The sequence below is a fragment of the Enterococcus avium ATCC 14025 genome (genome assembly GCF_000406965.1).
Taxonomy (GTDB): domain Bacteria; phylum Bacillota; class Bacilli; order Lactobacillales; family Enterococcaceae; genus Enterococcus_A; species Enterococcus_A avium.
Map to the genome: position 1 here is coordinate 349,589 of NZ_KE136365.1, position 18,586 is coordinate 368,174.

At 38.1% G+C, this 18,586-nt stretch carries 22 protein-coding genes and 1 other RNA gene; 7 read left to right on the top strand and 16 right to left on the bottom strand.

From position 1 onward, the window contains the following. Nucleotides 1-9: 9 nt before the first annotated feature. Nucleotides 10-486 carry a DUF3013 family protein gene (locus OMU_RS17150; RefSeq protein WP_016181135.1) on the bottom strand — a complete coding sequence of 159 codons (477 nt, stop codon included), beginning with the start codon at nt 484-486 and terminating at the stop codon, nt 10-12. A gap of 2 nt (nt 487-488) precedes the next feature. Next, nucleotides 489-1,115 (bottom strand): DNA-3-methyladenine glycosylase, encoded by a 627-nt coding sequence (locus tag OMU_RS17155; protein WP_016181136.1) that lies wholly within the window; start codon nt 1,113-1,115, stop codon nt 489-491. A gap of 258 nt (nt 1,116-1,373) precedes the next feature. Here OMU_RS17155 and OMU_RS17160 point away from each other — a divergent pair, with 258 nt between their 5' ends. From OMU_RS17160 to OMU_RS17170, 4 genes are all read left to right on the top strand, one after another. After that, a complete protein-coding gene (locus OMU_RS17160) occupies nt 1,374-2,651 on the top strand; it encodes a replication-associated recombination protein A (RefSeq protein WP_016181137.1) in 1,278 nt (425 codons plus the stop codon). Between the two features lie 227 nt (nt 2,652-2,878). Continuing rightward, nucleotides 2,879-3,072: non-coding RNA, 6S RNA (gene ssrS, locus OMU_RS23015), on the top strand. A gap of 66 nt (nt 3,073-3,138) precedes the next feature. Beyond that, entirely contained in the window at nt 3,139-3,423 is a 285-nt protein-coding gene (locus OMU_RS17165) for a hypothetical protein (RefSeq protein ID WP_016181138.1), read from the top strand. A 127-nt stretch (nt 3,424-3,550) separates the two neighbouring features. After that, nucleotides 3,551-4,021: a universal stress protein gene (locus OMU_RS17170; RefSeq protein ID WP_016181139.1), complete on the top strand. Its 471-nt coding sequence runs from the start codon at nt 3,551-3,553 to the stop codon at nt 4,019-4,021. Between the two features lie 67 nt (nt 4,022-4,088). Here OMU_RS17170 and fucO read toward each other — a convergent pair whose 3' ends face one another. The 10 genes from fucO to crcB form a co-directional block, all read right to left on the bottom strand. Next, nucleotides 4,089-5,246: a lactaldehyde reductase gene (gene fucO, locus OMU_RS17175; RefSeq protein WP_016181140.1), complete on the bottom strand. Its 1,158-nt coding sequence runs from the start codon at nt 5,244-5,246 to the stop codon at nt 4,089-4,091. A 107-nt stretch (nt 5,247-5,353) separates the two neighbouring features. After that, nucleotides 5,354-5,929, bottom strand: coding sequence for a hypothetical protein (locus OMU_RS17180; RefSeq protein ID WP_016181141.1), 576 nt, complete (start codon nt 5,927-5,929; stop codon nt 5,354-5,356). A gap of 13 nt (nt 5,930-5,942) precedes the next feature. Then, on the bottom strand, nt 5,943-8,006 hold the full coding sequence (locus tag OMU_RS17185; protein ID WP_016181142.1) for a BglG family transcription antiterminator: 2,064 nt from the start codon (nt 8,004-8,006) through the stop codon (nt 5,943-5,945). 29 nt (nt 8,007-8,035) lie between these two features. Next, nucleotides 8,036-9,082 carry an NAD(P)-dependent oxidoreductase gene (locus tag OMU_RS17190; protein WP_016181143.1) on the bottom strand — a complete coding sequence of 349 codons (1,047 nt, stop codon included), beginning with the start codon at nt 9,080-9,082 and terminating at the stop codon, nt 8,036-8,038. After that, complete coding sequence (locus tag OMU_RS17195; RefSeq protein ID WP_016181144.1) at nt 9,083-10,510, bottom strand: PTS galactitol transporter subunit IIC; 1,428 nt, start codon at nt 10,508-10,510, stop codon at nt 9,083-9,085. A gap of 16 nt (nt 10,511-10,526) precedes the next feature. After that, nucleotides 10,527-10,829: a PTS sugar transporter subunit IIB gene (locus tag OMU_RS17200; protein ID WP_016181145.1), complete on the bottom strand. Its 303-nt coding sequence runs from the start codon at nt 10,827-10,829 to the stop codon at nt 10,527-10,529. 21 nt (nt 10,830-10,850) lie between these two features. Further along, entirely contained in the window at nt 10,851-11,687 is an 837-nt protein-coding gene (gene rhaD, locus OMU_RS17205) for a rhamnulose-1-phosphate aldolase (protein ID WP_016181146.1), read from the bottom strand. Between the two features lie 3 nt (nt 11,688-11,690). Beyond that, on the bottom strand, nt 11,691-12,173 hold the full coding sequence (locus OMU_RS17210; protein WP_016181147.1) for a PTS sugar transporter subunit IIA: 483 nt from the start codon (nt 12,171-12,173) through the stop codon (nt 11,691-11,693). A 186-nt stretch (nt 12,174-12,359) separates the two neighbouring features. Further along, on the bottom strand, nt 12,360-12,713 hold the full coding sequence (locus OMU_RS17215; RefSeq protein ID WP_016181148.1) for a fluoride efflux transporter FluC: 354 nt from the start codon (nt 12,711-12,713) through the stop codon (nt 12,360-12,362). Beyond that, nucleotides 12,713-13,090, bottom strand: coding sequence for a fluoride efflux transporter CrcB (gene crcB, locus OMU_RS17220; RefSeq protein WP_016181149.1), 378 nt, complete (start codon nt 13,088-13,090; stop codon nt 12,713-12,715). The genes OMU_RS17215 and crcB overlap by 1 nt, the downstream gene beginning before the upstream one ends. Before the next feature lie 130 nt (nt 13,091-13,220). Here crcB and OMU_RS17225 point away from each other — a divergent pair, with 130 nt between their 5' ends. Further along, the gene (locus tag OMU_RS17225) at nt 13,221-13,895 is read left to right on the top strand and encodes an HAD family hydrolase (protein WP_016181150.1); all 675 of its coding nucleotides are present in this window, start codon (nt 13,221-13,223) and stop codon (nt 13,893-13,895) included. 65 nt (nt 13,896-13,960) lie between these two features. On the opposite strand, the gene OMU_RS17230 is transcribed toward OMU_RS17225, so the two are convergent. The 4 genes from OMU_RS17230 to OMU_RS17245 all read right to left on the bottom strand — a co-directional run bounded on the left by OMU_RS17230 (nt 13,961) and on the right by OMU_RS17245 (nt 16,160). Further along, nucleotides 13,961-14,506 carry a cysteine hydrolase family protein gene (locus OMU_RS17230; RefSeq protein WP_016181151.1) on the bottom strand — a complete coding sequence of 182 codons (546 nt, stop codon included), beginning with the start codon at nt 14,504-14,506 and terminating at the stop codon, nt 13,961-13,963. A gap of 63 nt (nt 14,507-14,569) precedes the next feature. Beyond that, nucleotides 14,570-15,262, bottom strand: coding sequence for a 5'-methylthioadenosine/adenosylhomocysteine nucleosidase (locus OMU_RS17235; RefSeq protein ID WP_016181152.1), 693 nt, complete (start codon nt 15,260-15,262; stop codon nt 14,570-14,572). 41 nt (nt 15,263-15,303) lie between these two features. Further along, nucleotides 15,304-15,588 carry a cell wall synthase accessory phosphoprotein MacP gene (macP, locus tag OMU_RS17240; RefSeq protein ID WP_016181153.1) on the bottom strand — a complete coding sequence of 95 codons (285 nt, stop codon included), beginning with the start codon at nt 15,586-15,588 and terminating at the stop codon, nt 15,304-15,306. Further along, nucleotides 15,585-16,160 (bottom strand): NUDIX hydrolase, encoded by a 576-nt coding sequence (locus OMU_RS17245; RefSeq protein WP_016181154.1) that lies wholly within the window; start codon nt 16,158-16,160, stop codon nt 15,585-15,587. Before OMU_RS17245 ends, macP begins: the two co-directional genes overlap by 4 nt. Nucleotides 16,161-16,366: 206 nt before the next feature. On the opposite strand from OMU_RS17245, the gene OMU_RS17250 reads away from it, so the two are divergent. Then, the gene (locus OMU_RS17250) at nt 16,367-17,038 is read left to right on the top strand and encodes a 5-bromo-4-chloroindolyl phosphate hydrolysis family protein (protein WP_016181155.1); all 672 of its coding nucleotides are present in this window, start codon (nt 16,367-16,369) and stop codon (nt 17,036-17,038) included. Nucleotides 17,039-17,154: 116 nt separating this feature from the next. Continuing rightward, nucleotides 17,155-18,345: a toxic anion resistance protein gene (locus tag OMU_RS17255; protein ID WP_016181156.1), complete on the top strand. Its 1,191-nt coding sequence runs from the start codon at nt 17,155-17,157 to the stop codon at nt 18,343-18,345. The last annotated feature ends 241 nt before the right edge of the window (nt 18,346-18,586 follow it).

Sequence of the window (18,586 nt, forward strand, 5' to 3'; positions counted from 1 at the left end):
CTGAAATCCTTAATAACTTGGATACGGCAAATAACTGCTGTCAGTTGGTTTGATTAATGCCTTAAACACAGCATCGTCCCATTTCATCTCAAAAATCGCATCCTCGCTATCATCAGCTAAGAAATCCAACAAATCGCTTTGACCCTCTTCAATGACCTCTTTCAAATAATCGACAACTGCCGTCAAATCATTTTTCTTCATGCCTTTTTTTCCTTCATACGGGATTACCGCTAAAAAATCCTCTGAATCGTAGGTAGATTTTTCAGGATCGACTAATAAGATCGCATCTTCAAATTCAATAATCTCTTCTTCTGAAGCCACTCCATCGACATCATCAAGCTCGATCTGCCCCTTGTTTTCACCATAAATTCGAAAAGCAATCTCGAAGCTATGATTGCGTGTATCCCAGTCCAGTGCTAATTCATAATCGGGAATTTTCTTGTTTAAGTAGTTATCTAAATAAGTAACCATGGTCTCTTTTGCCATTTTCAGTTCCTCCATCCATTATTTTCTTCTATTAAAAGCTTTCGTTGTTTGGTTATGTAAGGATTGCCATGAACGACAAATCGCAAAGGCCTTTCCGTCCAAATCCCTTTGTTAGGTATTCCAATACGCGGAAGTGCATCAATTTGTTTAGGAACACGTCTTTTTTCTGGTACTAAATGCAGTGAACTAGTAAAAATTGATTCGCCGTATAATTCTCGAGTAATCCCTAATGCTTCAACTAGTTTTCCTGGCCCATCTGAAATCATCGCGCCGGTTCTGCCATGACGATTCTGAACCATTTGCTCAATACCTTCTACTGGCTCAAAGCCACGAATCATCACTCCTTGCGGCATTCCTTCCGGTTGTGTGATCATGTTCAAGATCAAATGGGTATGCATCGTATATAAATAGATTGTCCCCGGTTTTTCATACATTGCTCGCACACGCTGTGTATCTCGCATACCATAGCTATGCGCTGCCTCATCATCAGGACCTAAATAGGCTTCACAATCTACAATATAACCGCCTAGTTTCCCCTCCGATGTCTCATGCTCTAAATACATACCTAGTAAGTATTTAGCGATATTCTCCGTTGATTCTGTATTAAAATAGTTAATTACTTGCTCCATTTTCCTCACCTTCTACATGATACACAATAATCCTGCCGCATGCTACGCCCAGCAATCAAAACTCAGCAAACACAAAGGAAAAATGCTATAATGGGAACGTATATTTGCCAGTTCTGCTTTAATAGATTAGTAAATTGGCATGGCTACGAGGATCCAACTATTTTTCTTTTTTTGAAAAGGTTATTCTTATCAAAAGCTACTGCCAGTTTTGATCATACATATTAATAAAATGGAACTATTACTAAAAGGAGGTTCCCTATGCAACAGCCTTTAGCTTATCGCATGCGTCCCCGCAATTTAGATGAAGTTGTCGGTCAGCAGCATTTAGTCGGTACCGGAAAAATCATTAGACGGATGGTGGATGCTAGAATGCTGTCCTCTATGATTTTATATGGCCCACCCGGCACTGGAAAAACCAGCATTGCCAGTGCTATCGCTGGCTCAACGAATTACGCCTTTCGGATGCTAAATGCCGCCACTGATACAAAAAAAGATTTACAGATTGTCGCTGAAGAAGCCAAGATGAGCGGCACGGTTATTTTGCTACTGGATGAAGTTCATCGTCTCGATAAAACGAAGCAGGATTTTTTGCTGCCTCATTTAGAAAGCGGACGAATTGTCATGATCGGCGCTACAACAGAAAATCCCTATATTACAATCAATCCCGCTATTCGTAGCCGAACTCAGATTTTTGAGGTGAAGCCTCTAGATGAAGAGGATGTTATTACAGCAGTCAAATCGGCCTTGGACGATAAAGAGCGAGGATTAGGAGAATACCCAGTTGAATTGGATGAGGAGGCATTAAACCACTTAGCCCGTGCAACGAATGGCGACTTGAGAAGTGCACTGAATGGGTTAGAATTAGCTACGAAATCCACACCCAAAAATGATGAGGGAAAAATTCATTTAACCTTATCCATCATTGAGGAATGTGTTCAACGAAAAGCACTTACTCATGACAAAGACGGTGACGCTCATTATGATGTAATCTCCGCTTTTCAAAAATCAATCCGCGGCAGTGATGTCAATGCTGCATTGCATTATTTAGGTCGGCTAGTCGAAGCGGGGGACCTTCCGATTATTTGTCGGCGCTTAATGGTGATTGGCTACGAGGATATCGGCCTAGCTAATCCTGCTGCCGCTGCCCGTACGGTTCAAGCCGTTCAAGCGGCGGAAAAATTAGGCTTTCCTGAAGCACGGATTCCTTTAGCCGATGCCGTCGTTGATCTCTGTCTATCACCAAAATCAAATTCGGCTTACACAGCCTTAGATGCGGCGATCACAGATATTCGAATGGGAAATGCTGGTGAAGTACCCGATCATCTGCGGGATAGTCATTATAAAGGTGCCAAAGCCCTGAACCGCGGCGTTGGTTATCAATACCCACACAGCTTTGAGAATGCTTGGGTGGATCAGCAATATTTACCAGACAAAATCAAAGATGCCCACTATTACGAACCAAAAGCTACGGGGAAGTACGAGCAAGCCCTTGGTCAACAATATCAGCGTATCGAAGAATGGAAAAAGAAAAAATAAGACAAATACTACATTTCCCAAATTGAAAAGACTTTAATTAATCCGTCAAAAATCTTTTCTTCTATTCACCAAAAGATCAAAATAAAATAAGCATTTTGTTTTGACAAAATCGCTTATTTTTTTATACAATGTACCTATAGAAGACGTGAATGTTTTGGATGACTTCTCATTTACAGATATAAGCCACTTCGTTGCGTCTCAATAATGACTGTGCTATGATTGAGATGGAAATTCTGTGATGTGCGCGTTGCCTATTTCAGTGTTGACCGAACATTTTTATTGATATCTTGGGATCTGTCTTGTGTCAAAGTTGGTAACATGCCTTTACATTTGGTAGTTCAATGCTTAGACCATGGAACCCACCTGCTGTATCTTGCGGGATCAATACTATCGGGTGAATAACGGCATCGACGGAATTTTCCATTTTTTATGGAGTGAAAGCAATTTGCGTACGCAAATTGCTTTTTATTGTATAGGAGGAAAAAAGATGATCCGCATTTTATTATTTTTACTGGCACTTATCCTATTATTTTGCAGCTATTATTTGATCAAAAAACCTCAGGGATTGCTAGTTCTATTTAGCGAGGAAAAACAAAATGAGTCCCGTAGCTTTTTACGCCAATTTGGAATTATTTATGCTGTCTTAGGGATTATGGCGATTTTGGTCGGTTTGATTAATAACCGTTCTTATTCGATGATGTATTTGATCTTACTTTTGGTTGTCGCAGCGATCTTTGCTTTATTGATGGGCTCAAAAACAAAAAAAGGTTAACAGTACCATTTTCAAGACTTTTGTTTTAAAATAATAGGTGAGAAGATAGTATATGACTTGTATTTAAGTTCTATTTTTTCTAGAAAGAAAAATAAAGACTTTAAAACAAAAAAGGGAGTTGGGAACGATGGATCAAGAATATAGTAAAATCATGGTGGCAGTTGATGGCTCTAATGAAGCTGAATTGGCGTTTAAAAAAGCGGTAAATGTCGCAAAACGAAATCAGGCTGAACTATTACTAGCTCACGTCATTGATACACGAGCGTTTCAAACAGTTTCTTCTTTTGACAATGTTTTAGCAGAACAAGCAACAGATATGGCGAAGCAAACTCTAGACGATTATGAAGCTGAAGCACAAAAAGCCGGTGTTAAAAACATTAGCAAGGTGATTGAATATGGCGCACCAAAAGTAATGATTGCTAATCAAATCCCTGAAAATAATCAAATTGATTTGATTATGCTTGGCGCAACTGGTTTGAATGCTGTTGAACGTTTATTTATCGGTTCAGTCTCTGAATATGTCATTCGCAATGCCAATTGTGACGTTTTAATTGTTCGAACAGATTTAGACAACAAAGTTCCTGAAGAAGACGATTAATATTAAACTAAGCGGGTGTGCTGATTAGCATACCCGCTTTTGCATTATATTATTTTTTAAATTCAGATTATTTTAGCATAGACTTGTAAAGATCAATGATCTCTTCTAATGTAGCATCCCGGGGATTTCCTGGTGAACAAACATCACGGAAGGCATCTTCAGCGATTTTTTGCACATCCTCTTCCTTCATACCAAGCTCAGTTAGGCTTTGCGGAATTCCCACGTCTCTTCCTAATTGCTTCACGGCTTGGACTGCTGCATTACGAACTTCTGCTAATGACATATCTACCGCACCTTCGACGCCCATTGCAACAGCAATTTCACGATATTTTTCGCCAGTGTATTCTTTATTGAAATCCATAATCAATGGCAAGAGTGTCGCACAGGCGACACCGTGAGGAGTATCATACCAAGCAGATAATGGATGCGCCATTCCATGAACTAAACCTAACCCTACATTAGAAAATCCCATACCGGCAATATATTGACCCAACGCCATTTTTTCCCGTGCTTCTTGATCTCCCTCAACTGAATCTCGCAACGCATGTCCGATAATCCCAATTGCTTTGATGTGAAGCATGTCGCTCATTTCCCAAGCTCCCTTAGTAATAAATCCTTCGATCGCATGAGTCAAAGCATCCATACCTGTTGCGGCACATAATGCTGTTGGCATTCCCATCATCATATCACTATCAACAAATGCAACAATCGGGATATCGTGAGGATCAACACAAACAAATTTACGTTGATTGGTCTTATCAGTAATTACATAGTTAATTGTGACTTCTGCAGCTGTTCCAGAAGTTGTCGGCACTGCTAAAATTGGCAGAGAAGGCTTTTTCGTCTCAGCGACTCCTTCAAGACTAATTACATCAGAGAAATCAGGATTGGTCATAATGATTCCAATCGCTTTGGCTGTATCAATTGGAGAACCACCGCCGATTGCAACAATATAATCTGCTTCCGCCGCTTGACAGGCTTTGACACCCGCTTGCACATCCTCAATCGAAGGGTTCGGTACAATGCCGTCAAAAATCTCGTAACTAAGCTCTGCTTCATCTAAAATCGCTGTAACCTTTGTCGCTACATCAAATTTCAATAAATCCTTATCCGTAACAACTAATGCCTTTTTAAATCCGCGCATCTTAGCCTCATTCGCTACCTCTTGAATTGCTCCTTTGCCAAAATAAGATGTTTCATTCAAAATCATTCGCTTCACTGCCATTGTATTCTCTCCTTTATTGTGTTTTATTTCACAGCTGATTATCCCACAGCAAGAAAACGTTTTCCATGACTTCTCATTATAAATATTTGCTGTAAAATGTGACGTACTTAACTATTTCTTAAATAATATTTTTCATATTGATGGATAAAGTCATTCGCTTCGTTTTTTTTCTTGAAAAATATTTTTTCCTTTTTTACCTCTGTTCGTATGTTGATACAAAAATATTGATTGACCCTTTCTAGTTGCACTCCCATTATTTTTTTTATAGGAATTAATAAAAACTGACCATCCGTCAAATCAAACAATAGGAAATGCTGTGTTCCTACGATTTGACCATTATTCGCAACAAATTTCCGTTGTTGCTTAATCTCTTGAATCAATTTTTTATCTAAGTATTCAACATCAGAAAATTTCTGCACATCAAAATAGTTCTTTAAATCGTACATGATCTGATTCTCACTCAAACTATTTTTTCTCTTTTTAAGAAAGAAAAAAACGACGAAAACTAGCACATACAGTCCTACCACCATTTGAACATCTTTGATTTGCAGATTTTTTTCGATCAGCCACCCATTGATGAGATACATCAATAAGATCATGAAAGCTCCTTTAAGAAAAAAATTCAGTTGATTGAGTGTCTTGTCTAACGTTACTTTGCGCAACAGAATTCCTTGATTTCCCATTCTCTACTCCTTATCATTTATGGTTTTCTAACTGGAAATAATTCCGTATGTCCTTCTCATAATTCGCATTTTTCATCGCTGAAATAAAACTAGGGATTTTAGCTAATTCATAAAGGTGAGTCACAGCCTTGATATGACTCTTCTTATCCTTTGGTGCAATCACGACGATTAAACTAATCGAAATATTTTCCGCAAAAGCAATTGGCTGATCCAGTTTTAAAAGAGACATTCCCACTCGATATACACCATCCTCTGGGCCAGCATGTGGAATCGCCAAGTCTGGTGAAATTACAGAATAGGGATATTCTGGATCGTAATGTTCAATCACAGTTTCAATATATTTTGGAGAAACATAGCCTTCATTGACCAAAGGTTTGCCTGCAATCCGAATCGCTTCCTCGACAGATCGAACACTAGGATAAATTTGAATATGAGAAAGAGGCAATAGATCCTTCAAATCAGGGTTCTGATTTTGAGCATTCACACCTTCATTGATTTCTGTTGCAAGTAAACAATCTTGTATTTCTCGCGTTAATTGCTCTTCATTAATAATTTGGGCATTTTTTTTGATAATTGACAGTAACTGTTGAACAACTTCACGATTTTTTGACAGCCCAAATGTCTCATCGAAATCGATACGTTTACGTACATCGCTGATCAAATTCATCTTGTCTTCATCCGTCAAAAAATGCGGGATTAAAAAAACTTCCTTTTTAGTATTCACCGGAACTGTTGAAAAGACGACATCTCCAACGTTATGACCCTCTTCATAAAATTCTCGCAAAGACATATTGCGTACAAATTCTATCGTCGTAAATAATTGCTTTAATTCTCCTAATAATAGTTTTGAAACGGATACTCCATGTTGACAAACCACCACCGCCCGAATTTTTCGCCTTTTTTGTTTTTCAAGCTCTTCATTGATAAAGCTCAAAAGAATAACTGATAGATAGATTAATTCCCCTTCTGGAAAAATAATCTTTAAATAGTCCTCAATAATCCCGATTGATTGATGAACTAACGGATGAATGAAGTCATAATTTTCAACATTATCTAAAAAAAGCAGATCATTATCCGGCAAACCGAATTTTATTCGATAATAAGCCGGAATAATATGCTGATAGATTGCTTCCTCCAACTGACTTTTGTTTTTGATATCGGTAATTCCTAAAATCTCAAAACTATTGATAAAAGATTGAATCCGCCGCATCAATTCCTGATCTTTATAATTCGAACGGATTTTGATCAGATTGGTGCTTAACAGCTGGATCGAAATAAAATGAATTTCAATTAAATAATTCGAACCCTTGAAAAAAGGTTTCAACGCTTGGCAAACTTTTGAATAAAAATCCTTTTCCACCATTTGAACATAGTTGCCTAAGACTCCCGCTGACAATTCATTCCCTTGTCCGAATCGAACGGAACACATGTAACTTGTCAGATAGAGATCAATTAGTTTGAATTCTGTAAATTCTAAGCCCAACTCATGCTCTAACAAATGGATTCTTTTTTTTATTTCTGCTAAAGTTTGACTTTTGATTCCAATCATTGCCAGATAATAATCAAGATTATTTTTTGACTTTTCTACTTCGCGAATGAATTTGATTCCTAATCGACGAATGTCCATCTCATTTCCTGAAAAATAAAAACCTCTTTTTCTGGAGAATTGTAAGTCAATGTCCAACGGTTTCAAATGATTTTCAATTAGCTTCCGTTTATCGCTTAAAATAGTATTTTTACTAACAAAAAGTTTTTCAGCCAATGTTTTCAGTGTCTCGCCCTGATGAAGTAAAACAATCAGATAGAGATAACATTCTCGTTCTCTATCTGATAAGTGGATTGACGGCGAAACTTTCGTTAAATAGCTTTTTATCGCTGCACTCTGACCATCTAAGAGAAAAAAAGATCCATTCTTTTTAATTTTTCCTAATTTTAAATCAGCTAATTCTTGATTGACCTTTTTGATTCGGTAATCTAACTGCCCCTTAGTCAAATTAAACTTTTTTTCTAAAGAAAGTGAGGTATGACTGCCTTTTGAAAGAAATAAATCTAACAATTGAATCGCCGTAACATCCATTTTTAATCCTCCTCGTTTTGAATCATTTTTTAAGCACGAATGAGCATATCACTCCTACCTCTTTCAAAATAATCATTTAAGACATCTCGTAACAAGTAAGGCGAACGTGGAATAGCATCAATCGTATCTCCCGCGATATGAGAGGTAATAATTAGATTATCTAAATCTAGTAATGGATCATCTGCTCGAATCGGTTCTTCCCAAACAACATCTGTTGCAGCACCAGCAATCATATTCATCTGTAGCGCTTCCACAAAATCTGCTTTATTCACGATATCTGGTCTAGCAGTATTAACTAAATAGGCTGATGGTTTCATCATTGAAAGTAAATCAGCGTTAATCATATTCTTGGTATCTGGTGTCACCCGTACATGAAGTGAAACGATATCCGCGGTTTTAAACAATTCTTCTAATTCGACAAAGGTTATTTTCAATCCTTCTTCTCGTATTTTTTCTTGGTTCACAAAAGGATCATAAGCGATGACCTCGACTCCTAAGCTATTCAATCGTTTTACTACTAATTTTCCAATATAACCCAATCCTACCAAACCAACCTTTAGATTAGCCAATGTCGTTTTATAGGGATCGTTAGGAAATTTCTTGGGCCATTTTGCCTCTTTGACCTGTTGATAAGAAAATGCAATATTTCTGGTCAACGCGTAAAACAATCCTAAAGTAAAATCAGCGACTGGTTCTGCATTGCGAATAACATGGATTAATGGAATCTGCCTTTTTTTTAATTCCTCTACGGCAACATGCTCAATGCCACCACGACAAGTACCTACTAATTTCAGTCGAGGTGCTGCTTCAATCATCGCTTTTGAAACGGGAGCGATGTGAACAAGTAAATAATCCGCCTCCTTCATATCATCCAGAATTCCAGCTGGTATCTCAACTGATTCAGGGCCTTTTTGCTCAATCAATTTGATTTTCTCTTGGAATTGCTCTTTATTTAAATCAGCGTACCAATGATACTTCGTTACTTCTACCGGTTCTTCAATGTTTAGCTCCAACGCAGCTTCGGCTAGGGTTTCAGCAGAAACTAAACCATCTCCAACAACAACAACTTTTGTCATTTAAACAGCCGCTCCTTCCTTAGACACAATGCCGGCTTCTTCCTCCAGCTTCGCCATATTTTCTAAATATGCGTGAATCGATTCTTTTTTTGCTCGAACAAAAAGATAAAGCACAATGTAGACCACAACAGAAAGACCAATCCAAAGCGGATTTTGTGTCATAAATATCAAGAACAAGATTCCCATGATATGGTTCGTCATTACCGCAAAACTACAGATCATCATTGCTCCTTCAGGCAAATTAACACCCACATCAACAGCTACTTGTGTAAAGATAGGTGCTACTGCAGTAATAATATATAGCCCTCCAGCACACCAAATTGCTCCGCTGATTAGTGATTTGAAAATATTTCCGTTAGAAATACAGATTACCAGCTCGATCATGTAAGGGATTGCAATTAAATCCACCATCGGCAAAGTCTGATTTCCAGGTAAAAAGATCGCCAATAGCAAAACAATTGGGATCAATAGCATTCCTGTTAATAAGGTTGCTGTCTCACCGTAACCGGCGGCATCATTGATTGCCAAATACCAAACACGGTCCTTGCCTCCTGAAGTTTTCGCAGTACTTTTTGACGCATCTGTGATCGCCGTAAATGCTGACGCAAAAATCCCGGCGATTTTTGGAAAGATTGCCATGATCGCTGAAGTTGAGATACCGATAACCATGATTTCCCCCCAGCCAGTCAATGAACCTAAACGCATGAAGTTCCCAGCAAAACCTAATGCCAAACCTAAAATGAAACCTAATGACGTTGGTTCTCCTAAAAAACCTAATTTGTCTTGCAAAGTTTCTGGATTCCAACGTACCTTATTCGCCCCTAACTTGGTTAATATCCAGTCCATTGCCATGGCTAGTGGTACGGAACAAATGTGATGAGGCGCGCTCATTGTACAGCGTGGGTAACCGTAATAAACCGACCAGCGTTTAGCAACGATTTCAGTAAAGACTAAACAATAAAGATTAGAAAGTACCATTAAACCAATCGACAACCAAAGATTTTTAGTAGAAATATAGAGCATTGATCCCCATAGCATGAAGGAGTAATTATTCCATAAATCTGATGGCATAAAAATATCTGTAAACTTGATAACAAATAAAATCGCCTGCAGTGCTAACCCTAAAGCTAAGAAAATCATCCCTACTTGGGTCGAATAGGCCACGACACTTGTAGCTTGCCAACCAGTATCAAGAATCCTTAGATTAACGCCAGTTTCTTCTACCATTCGATTGATGGCTGGGGTGACGATTGGTGTGTAAGCACCAATGATCATATTAAACCCAGTCAATCCGATTCCTGCGTTCAAGGCTGCATTAAAAGCTTTTTTGGGCTTTACCTTCATCAGCAAAGCAATAAAGAAAATAATTACTGGTACTACGATCGCCGTGCCAAAAGCATCCATAACCTTCGATAAAACATCTAACATGTCATTTCTCCTCTCTTTAGTTTACTAATTTCTCAGAAGTCTCAAGTAGTTCGTCAAAGAATTCCTCTTCTCCCATACCAGATAATAAACCAACTGCATTGATCGTCGGTAAGTCATATTTTCCTTTTAAAGGACTTGTGTGAACGATCAAATCCCAAGAACCGCTAGAAAGCTGATCTTCTACACCTCCAGGATTCACTTCAACTGTTTTTGCTTTAATTCCATGATCATCCAAAAAATCTCTTACCTTGCCAGCCACCATCGAGCTTGTTACTGTTCCTGAGCCACACACTGAAATTACATTCAATCGTTTAACCATTTAATCTATCCTCCTACTTTTTTATCGACTTCGTTCTTCTAAAATCCCTGCTTTGGGAGCAACCCCAAACTGATCAGCTAAATCCCATAATTGATCACTTGTAATTTTTTGCCTGAAGCCCCCTGGTACTTGTACTACTCTCATATAAATATCTGCTGCTTTTTCAACTGTTTCAACCAACCCAAATGCGTCATCCATTGATTGTCCTGCTCCCATGATCCCGTGATGTGGCCAAATTACTACTCGTGAATCATGCATTTTCTCAGCGGAAGCCAACCCCAATTCAACCGTTCCTGCCACCATCCAGGGCAAAACAGAAACTCCATCGGGAAAGACGACTAGACATTCCGTTATCATTTCCCATAATGAACGTGTAAATTTCTTTTCATCCAGATCATGAATGAATGTCATCGCAGAAATTGCAATCGAGTGACAATGTAAAATTACCCGATGATCAGGGTCGTGTGCTAGTCGTACCGCATGACATTTTAAATGTGAGGCTAATTCGCTAGTTGGAACACCTCCATCTTCTAGTCCCCATAACACTTTAAACCTTTTTCCGTCATCAGAAATCTTTACGATCGCTAAGTTTTTCGCTGGATTTTTGCAAATATTTTTGAAATAGCTTCCTGAAGCGGACACTAGAAAAATTTTCCCTGCCAATTCTTTAACCTCAAAATCTAGATCTTTTTCTTTAATCACATGATCCAAATCAAGATACAGGCAAACTTCAGCTTCGTCTAACATATAGCTGATGTTGCCACCGTTACGTTCATCCCATCCATTCCGCCATAAATTTTTGGTTACTTCGCACATTTCTTGAATAAAGGGTGCTTCATAAATATCATGAATTCTCATATCTCACTTCTCGCTTTCTGTTTTAAAAAATTGTGTAACTATTTTTAAAATTTCTGATTCACTGGACTCTTCTTCCAATTGCCTCATAATATCTTGATCCATAAACATTGCCATCAAATTTTGTAACAGTTGCAATTGATCTTCGCCCTTATTAAATCCAAGAAAAAAAGCATATCTTGCATTTACAAACTCATCCGTCGTTCCCATTTGACCAAATGTTACTGACTCACCCAATTTGAGAATATAAATAAAAGGCTTTTTAATGTGGCTTGGATCAGTATGGGGAATTGCTACGGCAAATGATGGTGTCTGTAATCCAGTTGGATATTCCTTCTCTCTTTCTTTTAAAGCCTCTTGATAAGTCGTTTCGATAAATCCCAGTTCTGCTAACTTCTTTGCAGTATAATCGATTAATGCATCGAATGTACCTGTCCCCTCGTATACATCAACCAATTCTGGGAAGAACATCTTATCCGCAATGATCATCCGCTATCCTCCTTTCCTAATTACATCGTAAGTTTAGCATCCATAAAAAATAATAGTATGCGCTTTCATCACAAAAAAAACTTATTCTCTTAAAAAAACTGTGACGTTCTTAATAATTACTTTGAGGAAGGCTTATAGCGAATACTTTCCGAAAAAAAAAGAACCGCAGAAATTCCGCGACTCATTTTATAGCTTCGAACCAATGACAATACCAATAAAGCTTAATAGCATGCCTAGTCCGTAAGATCCAAACAGATAACGATAAAACATTGAGCGATCATTTTTCCATAAAACAAATAATTCAAAATTGTAGGTAGAGAATGTTGTATAGCCACCCATGATCCCTGTTCCTAAGAAGAGGTAGATTGGATCAGACAGATGCATTCCGAAGAAAATCCCTAACAATAGACTACCTGTCAAATTAATAAAAAATGTCGATTTTGGCAGGCGCTTTGTTTGTGGTTCAAAATAATTGTTTAAAGTAAAGCGCAGCATCGCACCAATTGCTGCCCCGCTTCCGACAAGCAATGTCTCAATCATTAATCCGTCACCTTTCTATGATAGATCATTTCACCTAGTACAGTCATGGCTAGGCCACCGAAAAACGATAGCAATAAATAGATAAACGCCAAGCCAATTTGATCTGATTGCACTAATTTCATTGTATCTAAAGCAAAGGATGAAAAGGTCGTTAAGGCTCCGCAAAAACCAACGCCAACTCCTAATACTAAACGGGCAGAAACATCGATATCACTCAAAATATGCTTCACGAGCCAACTAAAAATGAAACATCCTAATAAATTAACGAGCAGCGTTCCCAAAGGAAATCCACTCACGGCAGGAATCCATACGCCTAACCAATAGCGTGCAGTACCACCAATAAAAGCAAAAAATGCAATGACTAAATAGTCTAACATGTTGTTCATCTCCATTTTTCATTCTTTCTCACTATAAAACGATTGATATGAAGTTGCAAATAATTTTTTTCATCTACTATTTACAAATCATGCTAAACTAGGACTATCTTTGAAAAAATGGGGGATATATATGAAGGGTATTATTTTTGATTTCAACGGAACCATGTTCATGGATTCTGATCTGCATGAAGCAGCCTGGCTGTATTTGATTCAAAAATATTCAGATAAAGAAATGACAGAAGAGGACATTTTAAAAAATATCCATGGCAAAACCAATGATGTGATCCTACGCAGGTTTATTTCAGAAGACCTAACAGATAAAAGGGTTCAGGAATTGTCTGATGAAAAAGAAGCCTACTATCGAAAATCTGTTTTAGAAAGTCCTGATCACAATGATTTTACTAAAGGGTTAGTAAATGTATTAGATTATGCCGCAGCAGAAAAAATTCCTATGACGATCGCTTCAGCCTCACCTTTAGTCAATATGGATTTCTATTTTGACTATCTAAATTTAGGAAACTGGTTTGACTACGAAAAAATGGTTTGTCACACTGGGCGTTTCCCTGGTAAACCAGCCCCAGATATTTTCTTGATAGCAGCGAAAAAAATTGGGGTTAAGCCAGAAAATTGTTTAGTAATCGAGGATTCATACTCCGGACTACAGGCAGCTCACAATGCCAAGATCGGTACGATCATCGCCATTGATCCGAGTGGGAAAAACCGCGCTGTTTTTGAAGCAGAGAACTTAGCTCAAAACGGGGTTATTGAGGATTTTACGACATTTATTTCAGATTATCTAAAATAGAAGAACCTAAAGAAAAACCACTCTCAAGAACCAGATGATAATTCTGCTCTTAAGAGTGGTTTAATTTAGATAATTTTTGCTCCTAAAGTATTTTTAAAATGATTCAACGCCCAGGTATGTCCAGTCGCATCAAAACTTGCCACAGCTTTTTCAGGAATCACTATTTGATAGCCCAAATTATAAGCATCTACCACCGTGTGCAACACGCAAATATCCGTACATACACCGGTCAGACAAAGTTCTGTAATCCCACGTTCCCGCAAACGTATGTCCAAATCAGTTCCGCTAAAAGCTGAATAATGACGTTTGTCGATCCAATAGACATTTTTCTTTGTTTTGTTTGCTTGATAAAAGTCCGCTAGTGATCCGTATAAGTCACGTCCATTCGTACCAATCACATTATGTGGTGGAAAAAGCTGATTTTCAGGATGGTATTGATCGCTTGGATCATGACCATCAATCGCAAAAACAATGAAGTCTCCCTGGTCAAAATAATCTTTTGTCACAGACACTAATTCTTGTTCGATAGCCTGGCCTGCTTCGCCAGTCGTTAATTTCCCATCAGTTGCAACAAAATCATTGGTATAATCAATCGAAAGTAATGCACGCATGAAAATTTCCCCCTCTAATTATGATAGACAGATTTATTGATCGTATTCTTGCAGTCTCATTTTCTAAACTAGGTGATTAACAAACTCAATCACTAATTGTGCTGACAATGTACCTGTTCGATTAACAAACTCTTCGTGAGTTTCAGTAGCTTCACTATCAGCAGTATCACTGATCGCCCGCACGATCAAGAATGGTATTCCAAATTGAGCGGCCGTATGTCCAATTGCCGCCCCTTCCATCTCAACAGCTAACGCATCAGGAAAAGCTGCTTTTATTTCATAAATTTTTGATGGACTGCTAACAAAGGTATCGCCTGATACAATCAAGCCGACATGGGCAGTTTGGTTCATTTTCTTGCTCGCCTCTAGCATTTCACTTTTTAGATAAGTAGAGCTTTCAAAGTATAAAGGCATCCCAGGTACTTGGCCAATTTTATAGCCAAAGGTGGTTGCATCAACATCGAAATAGGCAACATTATCCGCGATAACCAAATCACCAATCGCTAAACCTGCACCGATTCCCCCAGCAGTGCCCGTATTAATCACCATATTAACTTTATACTGCTGAATTAAGACAGACGTTGTGATGGATGCCAAGACTTTCCCAATTCCTGATTGAACAACGATTACTTCGTGATTTCCCAGACTTCCTGAAATGAATAACGCACCTGATTGCTCCCAAGATAATGGATGCTCTAGACTTTCACGTAATGCCTTTACTTCTGGTTCCATTGCACCGATAATACCGATTTTCATAATCATTCCCCTATTTCTTACTAATAATTTTTTATCTTCTATTAAACAAAAAATACTAACAACATGACTACGATCAGAAGCAATAATACTATAATTATCGCTTTATTTAGAAAGCTGCTGCGCTCTTTTTGCTTTACTCGCTCACTGCTTCTAGATTTAGTGACGGGCTTATTCTTTTTCAATTCTTTCCGATAAACATTGCTAATTTCTTTTTCTCTCTTTTCATAGGCGCGTTCAGCAGCTCTACGTTGCTCTTCTGCCAAGCGCTCCTGTTCCTCTTTTCGCTTCCTTATTTCGCTGCGCGTCACCAAGGGTGATTGGCTCATGCGTAATCTTCCTTTCTAAATTTCATTAGTTCCCAATAATTGACAGCAAAAATTGTTTTAGCGTCACAGATTAATCCGTCTTGAATCGCCTGCTTCGCTTCCTCCATTGTTAATTCATAGAGTTCTAGAACCTCATCGTCATCTTGTGGTCGTGGATTTTCGACTTTAACCAGATTGGTCGCGGCGTAAATATATAATTTCTCATTTGAAAATCCAGGTGATAAATACATTTCGTTTATGTACGTTAAATTTTCAGTATGGTAACCCGTTTCTTCTTCTAATTCTCTCATGGCTGTTCTTTCTGGATACTGCCCTTCACCGGGATCAATTTTTCCAGCAGGAATCTCCAATACCACTTTTTCTAACGGTTTTCGAAATTGTTTGACCATAATGATTTTATTTTCCTTAGTAATAGGGATGATCCCTACACCACCGTGATGAAAAACCAATTCACGTTTTGCTGTTCCGCCCATTGGCAAGGCAACATCATCTAAATAAACTTCAATAATCTTTCCCTTAAACAATTCTTTACGTTCTATCGTCTTCTCTTCAAAATCTTTATATTCTAACATTGCGACACCTTTCCTCCAAGTAGCTTCAATCCAACGGTTCTGCCTTATTGTATCACAGAAAATTCTTATGTTTTTTCTAAATCTTAAAAATCCATCTTTAGTCCGATACTATTTCTATAGAAATTCATGCTATGATGAGCGTGTAAAGAAATCAAGTAATTTGAATAAATAATGTGAAGGGTTATTACTAGACTAGGAGGATTATTATGCGAAGGAAAATATTCCCGATCATCATCGCAGCAATCGGTATTCTCTCCTTTTTTGAAGGAGACTTCGGCGACTATATTGTCTTTTTAATGCTGGCCGTTGGTTTTTGGTTGATCTATCGAGGGATTAAAGGGCGAAAGGTCCAACCACAAAAAGAGGAATTACCATTTCTGACCAAAGAAAAAGAAGCTTATTATAAAAAAATGGATATGAGTGAACGTGAAATCGAATTGTTCCGCGAAACAATGAATCTTTCTAAACAACAAGTTTTACGTTTACAGCAAAATATTCAAAAGAATGCCAAGCTTAAAGCCATTGACTTGCGCCACGAAACCTTGAAGGCGGCGAAAGCATTGTTTAAGGAATTGGTAAAAGATCCAAAGCGTTTGCCGGAGGCTAGTCAGTTTCTTTATACACACTTGCCAAACATCGTGGATTTAACCGACAATTATGTCGAAATTAATGGACACGAGGTTAAGTCAAAAGAAGTTTATGGTAAACTAGAAGAAAGCGCACAGATCATTGATCAAATGGCTGATTTAATCGTGAAGGATTATCAACAATTCGTTGCCGAAGATTTAGAGGACATGGATGTTGAAATATCAATCGCCAAAAAAAATCTCGACCAAGATTCTGATCTGACCACAAAATTAAAAACAAAGAATAGCTAAAGAGAAAAGCTTCATGAATTCGCTTAGTCTTTGATCAATAAAGCTAGTTCATCAAGCTAAACATCAACAAAAAAATCTAGCTTAAGCTAGATTTTTTTCGAACAGGAGGACACACAATGGAACCGGAAAATAACCCAGAGACCAAATCGGTCGACAGCACTTTAGACGATCTACTTAGCAACCCTTTTGGCACTGATGCTTTAACCCCCGTTCAACAACAAGAAATCTCTCATTTGCAGTCACAAGAACAAGCTGACCGCTTAGTGGATAAATTACCTGAAGAACGACAAGCGCAGGCTCGGGAACTTGCAAAAAAAATCGACGTAAATGATTCACAAGCCGTGATTAGTTATGGCTCAACTGCTCAAACTAAATTGAGTGAATTCTCGCAATCAATGCTCAACACCGTTTCTTCACAAGATATCGGCCCAATCGGTGATTCATTGAATCAATTAATGTATCGCTTAAACGAGGCTAATCCTGATGAACTACGTGTCGGCGAAGGAAATATTTTTCAAAAAATGTTTGGTAAAGTAAAACAATCGATTTATGAGATCACAACGAAATATCAAAAAATCGGTGCACAGATCGATAAAATCGCAACAAAATTGAATGTAGAAAAAGATGGTTTGTTAAGAGACAACCAAATGCTTGAAACTCTCTACAATAAAAATAAAGATTACTTTGATGCTTTAAATATCTATATTGCCGCAGCTGAATTGAAAATTGAAGAAATGAAGCTTACAACAATACCTGCCGCAACAGAAAAAGCGCAAGCTTCTGGTGATCAAATGGACGTTCAAGTGGTGAACGATTATACGCAATTTTTAGATCGTTTAGATAAACGAACGCACGATTTAAAACTTGCCCGTCAAATCACGATTCAACAAGCCCCACAAATCCGCTTGATCCAAAATACCAATCAAGCCTTGGCTGAAAAAATTCAAGCTTCAATCAATACGGCGATTCCATTATGGAAAAACCAAGTAGCCATCGCTTTAACGCTATTACGTCAAAAAGATGCTGCTACAGCACAACGTCAAGTTTCAGAAACAACCAATGATCTGTTGAAGAAAAATTCTGAGATGTTGAAAATTTCAACCATCGAGACCGCCAAAGAAAATGAACGTGGTATCGTCGATTTAGAGACGTTGCAACAAACACAAAACGACCTGGTGGAAACACTGGAGGAAACCTTGCGTATCCAAAAAGAAGGTCGCGAACGCCGACAAGCAGCTGAGATCGAGATTGGTCATATGGAAAGCAACCTAAAACAAAAATTAATGGAGTTAAACTCCGGACAATAGAAAAGCATGATCGGATACTTCATACGAAGTATCCGATTTTTATTCGTTTTAATAGAAAAAGCGGCTCTAAGTCAAATCGTGTTGTTCTCATTAAATCACTGAAAGGAAATGCTTCGGCGTTTCCTTTTTTCTTTTTGTTTTTTTGCTCAAATAATGTCGCAAAGATTCTGTTGAATCAGAATTCGCATACGAAGGTGGCGAAAGGTTCTAAAACCGAATGCCACTCTCTTAATCACTTTAA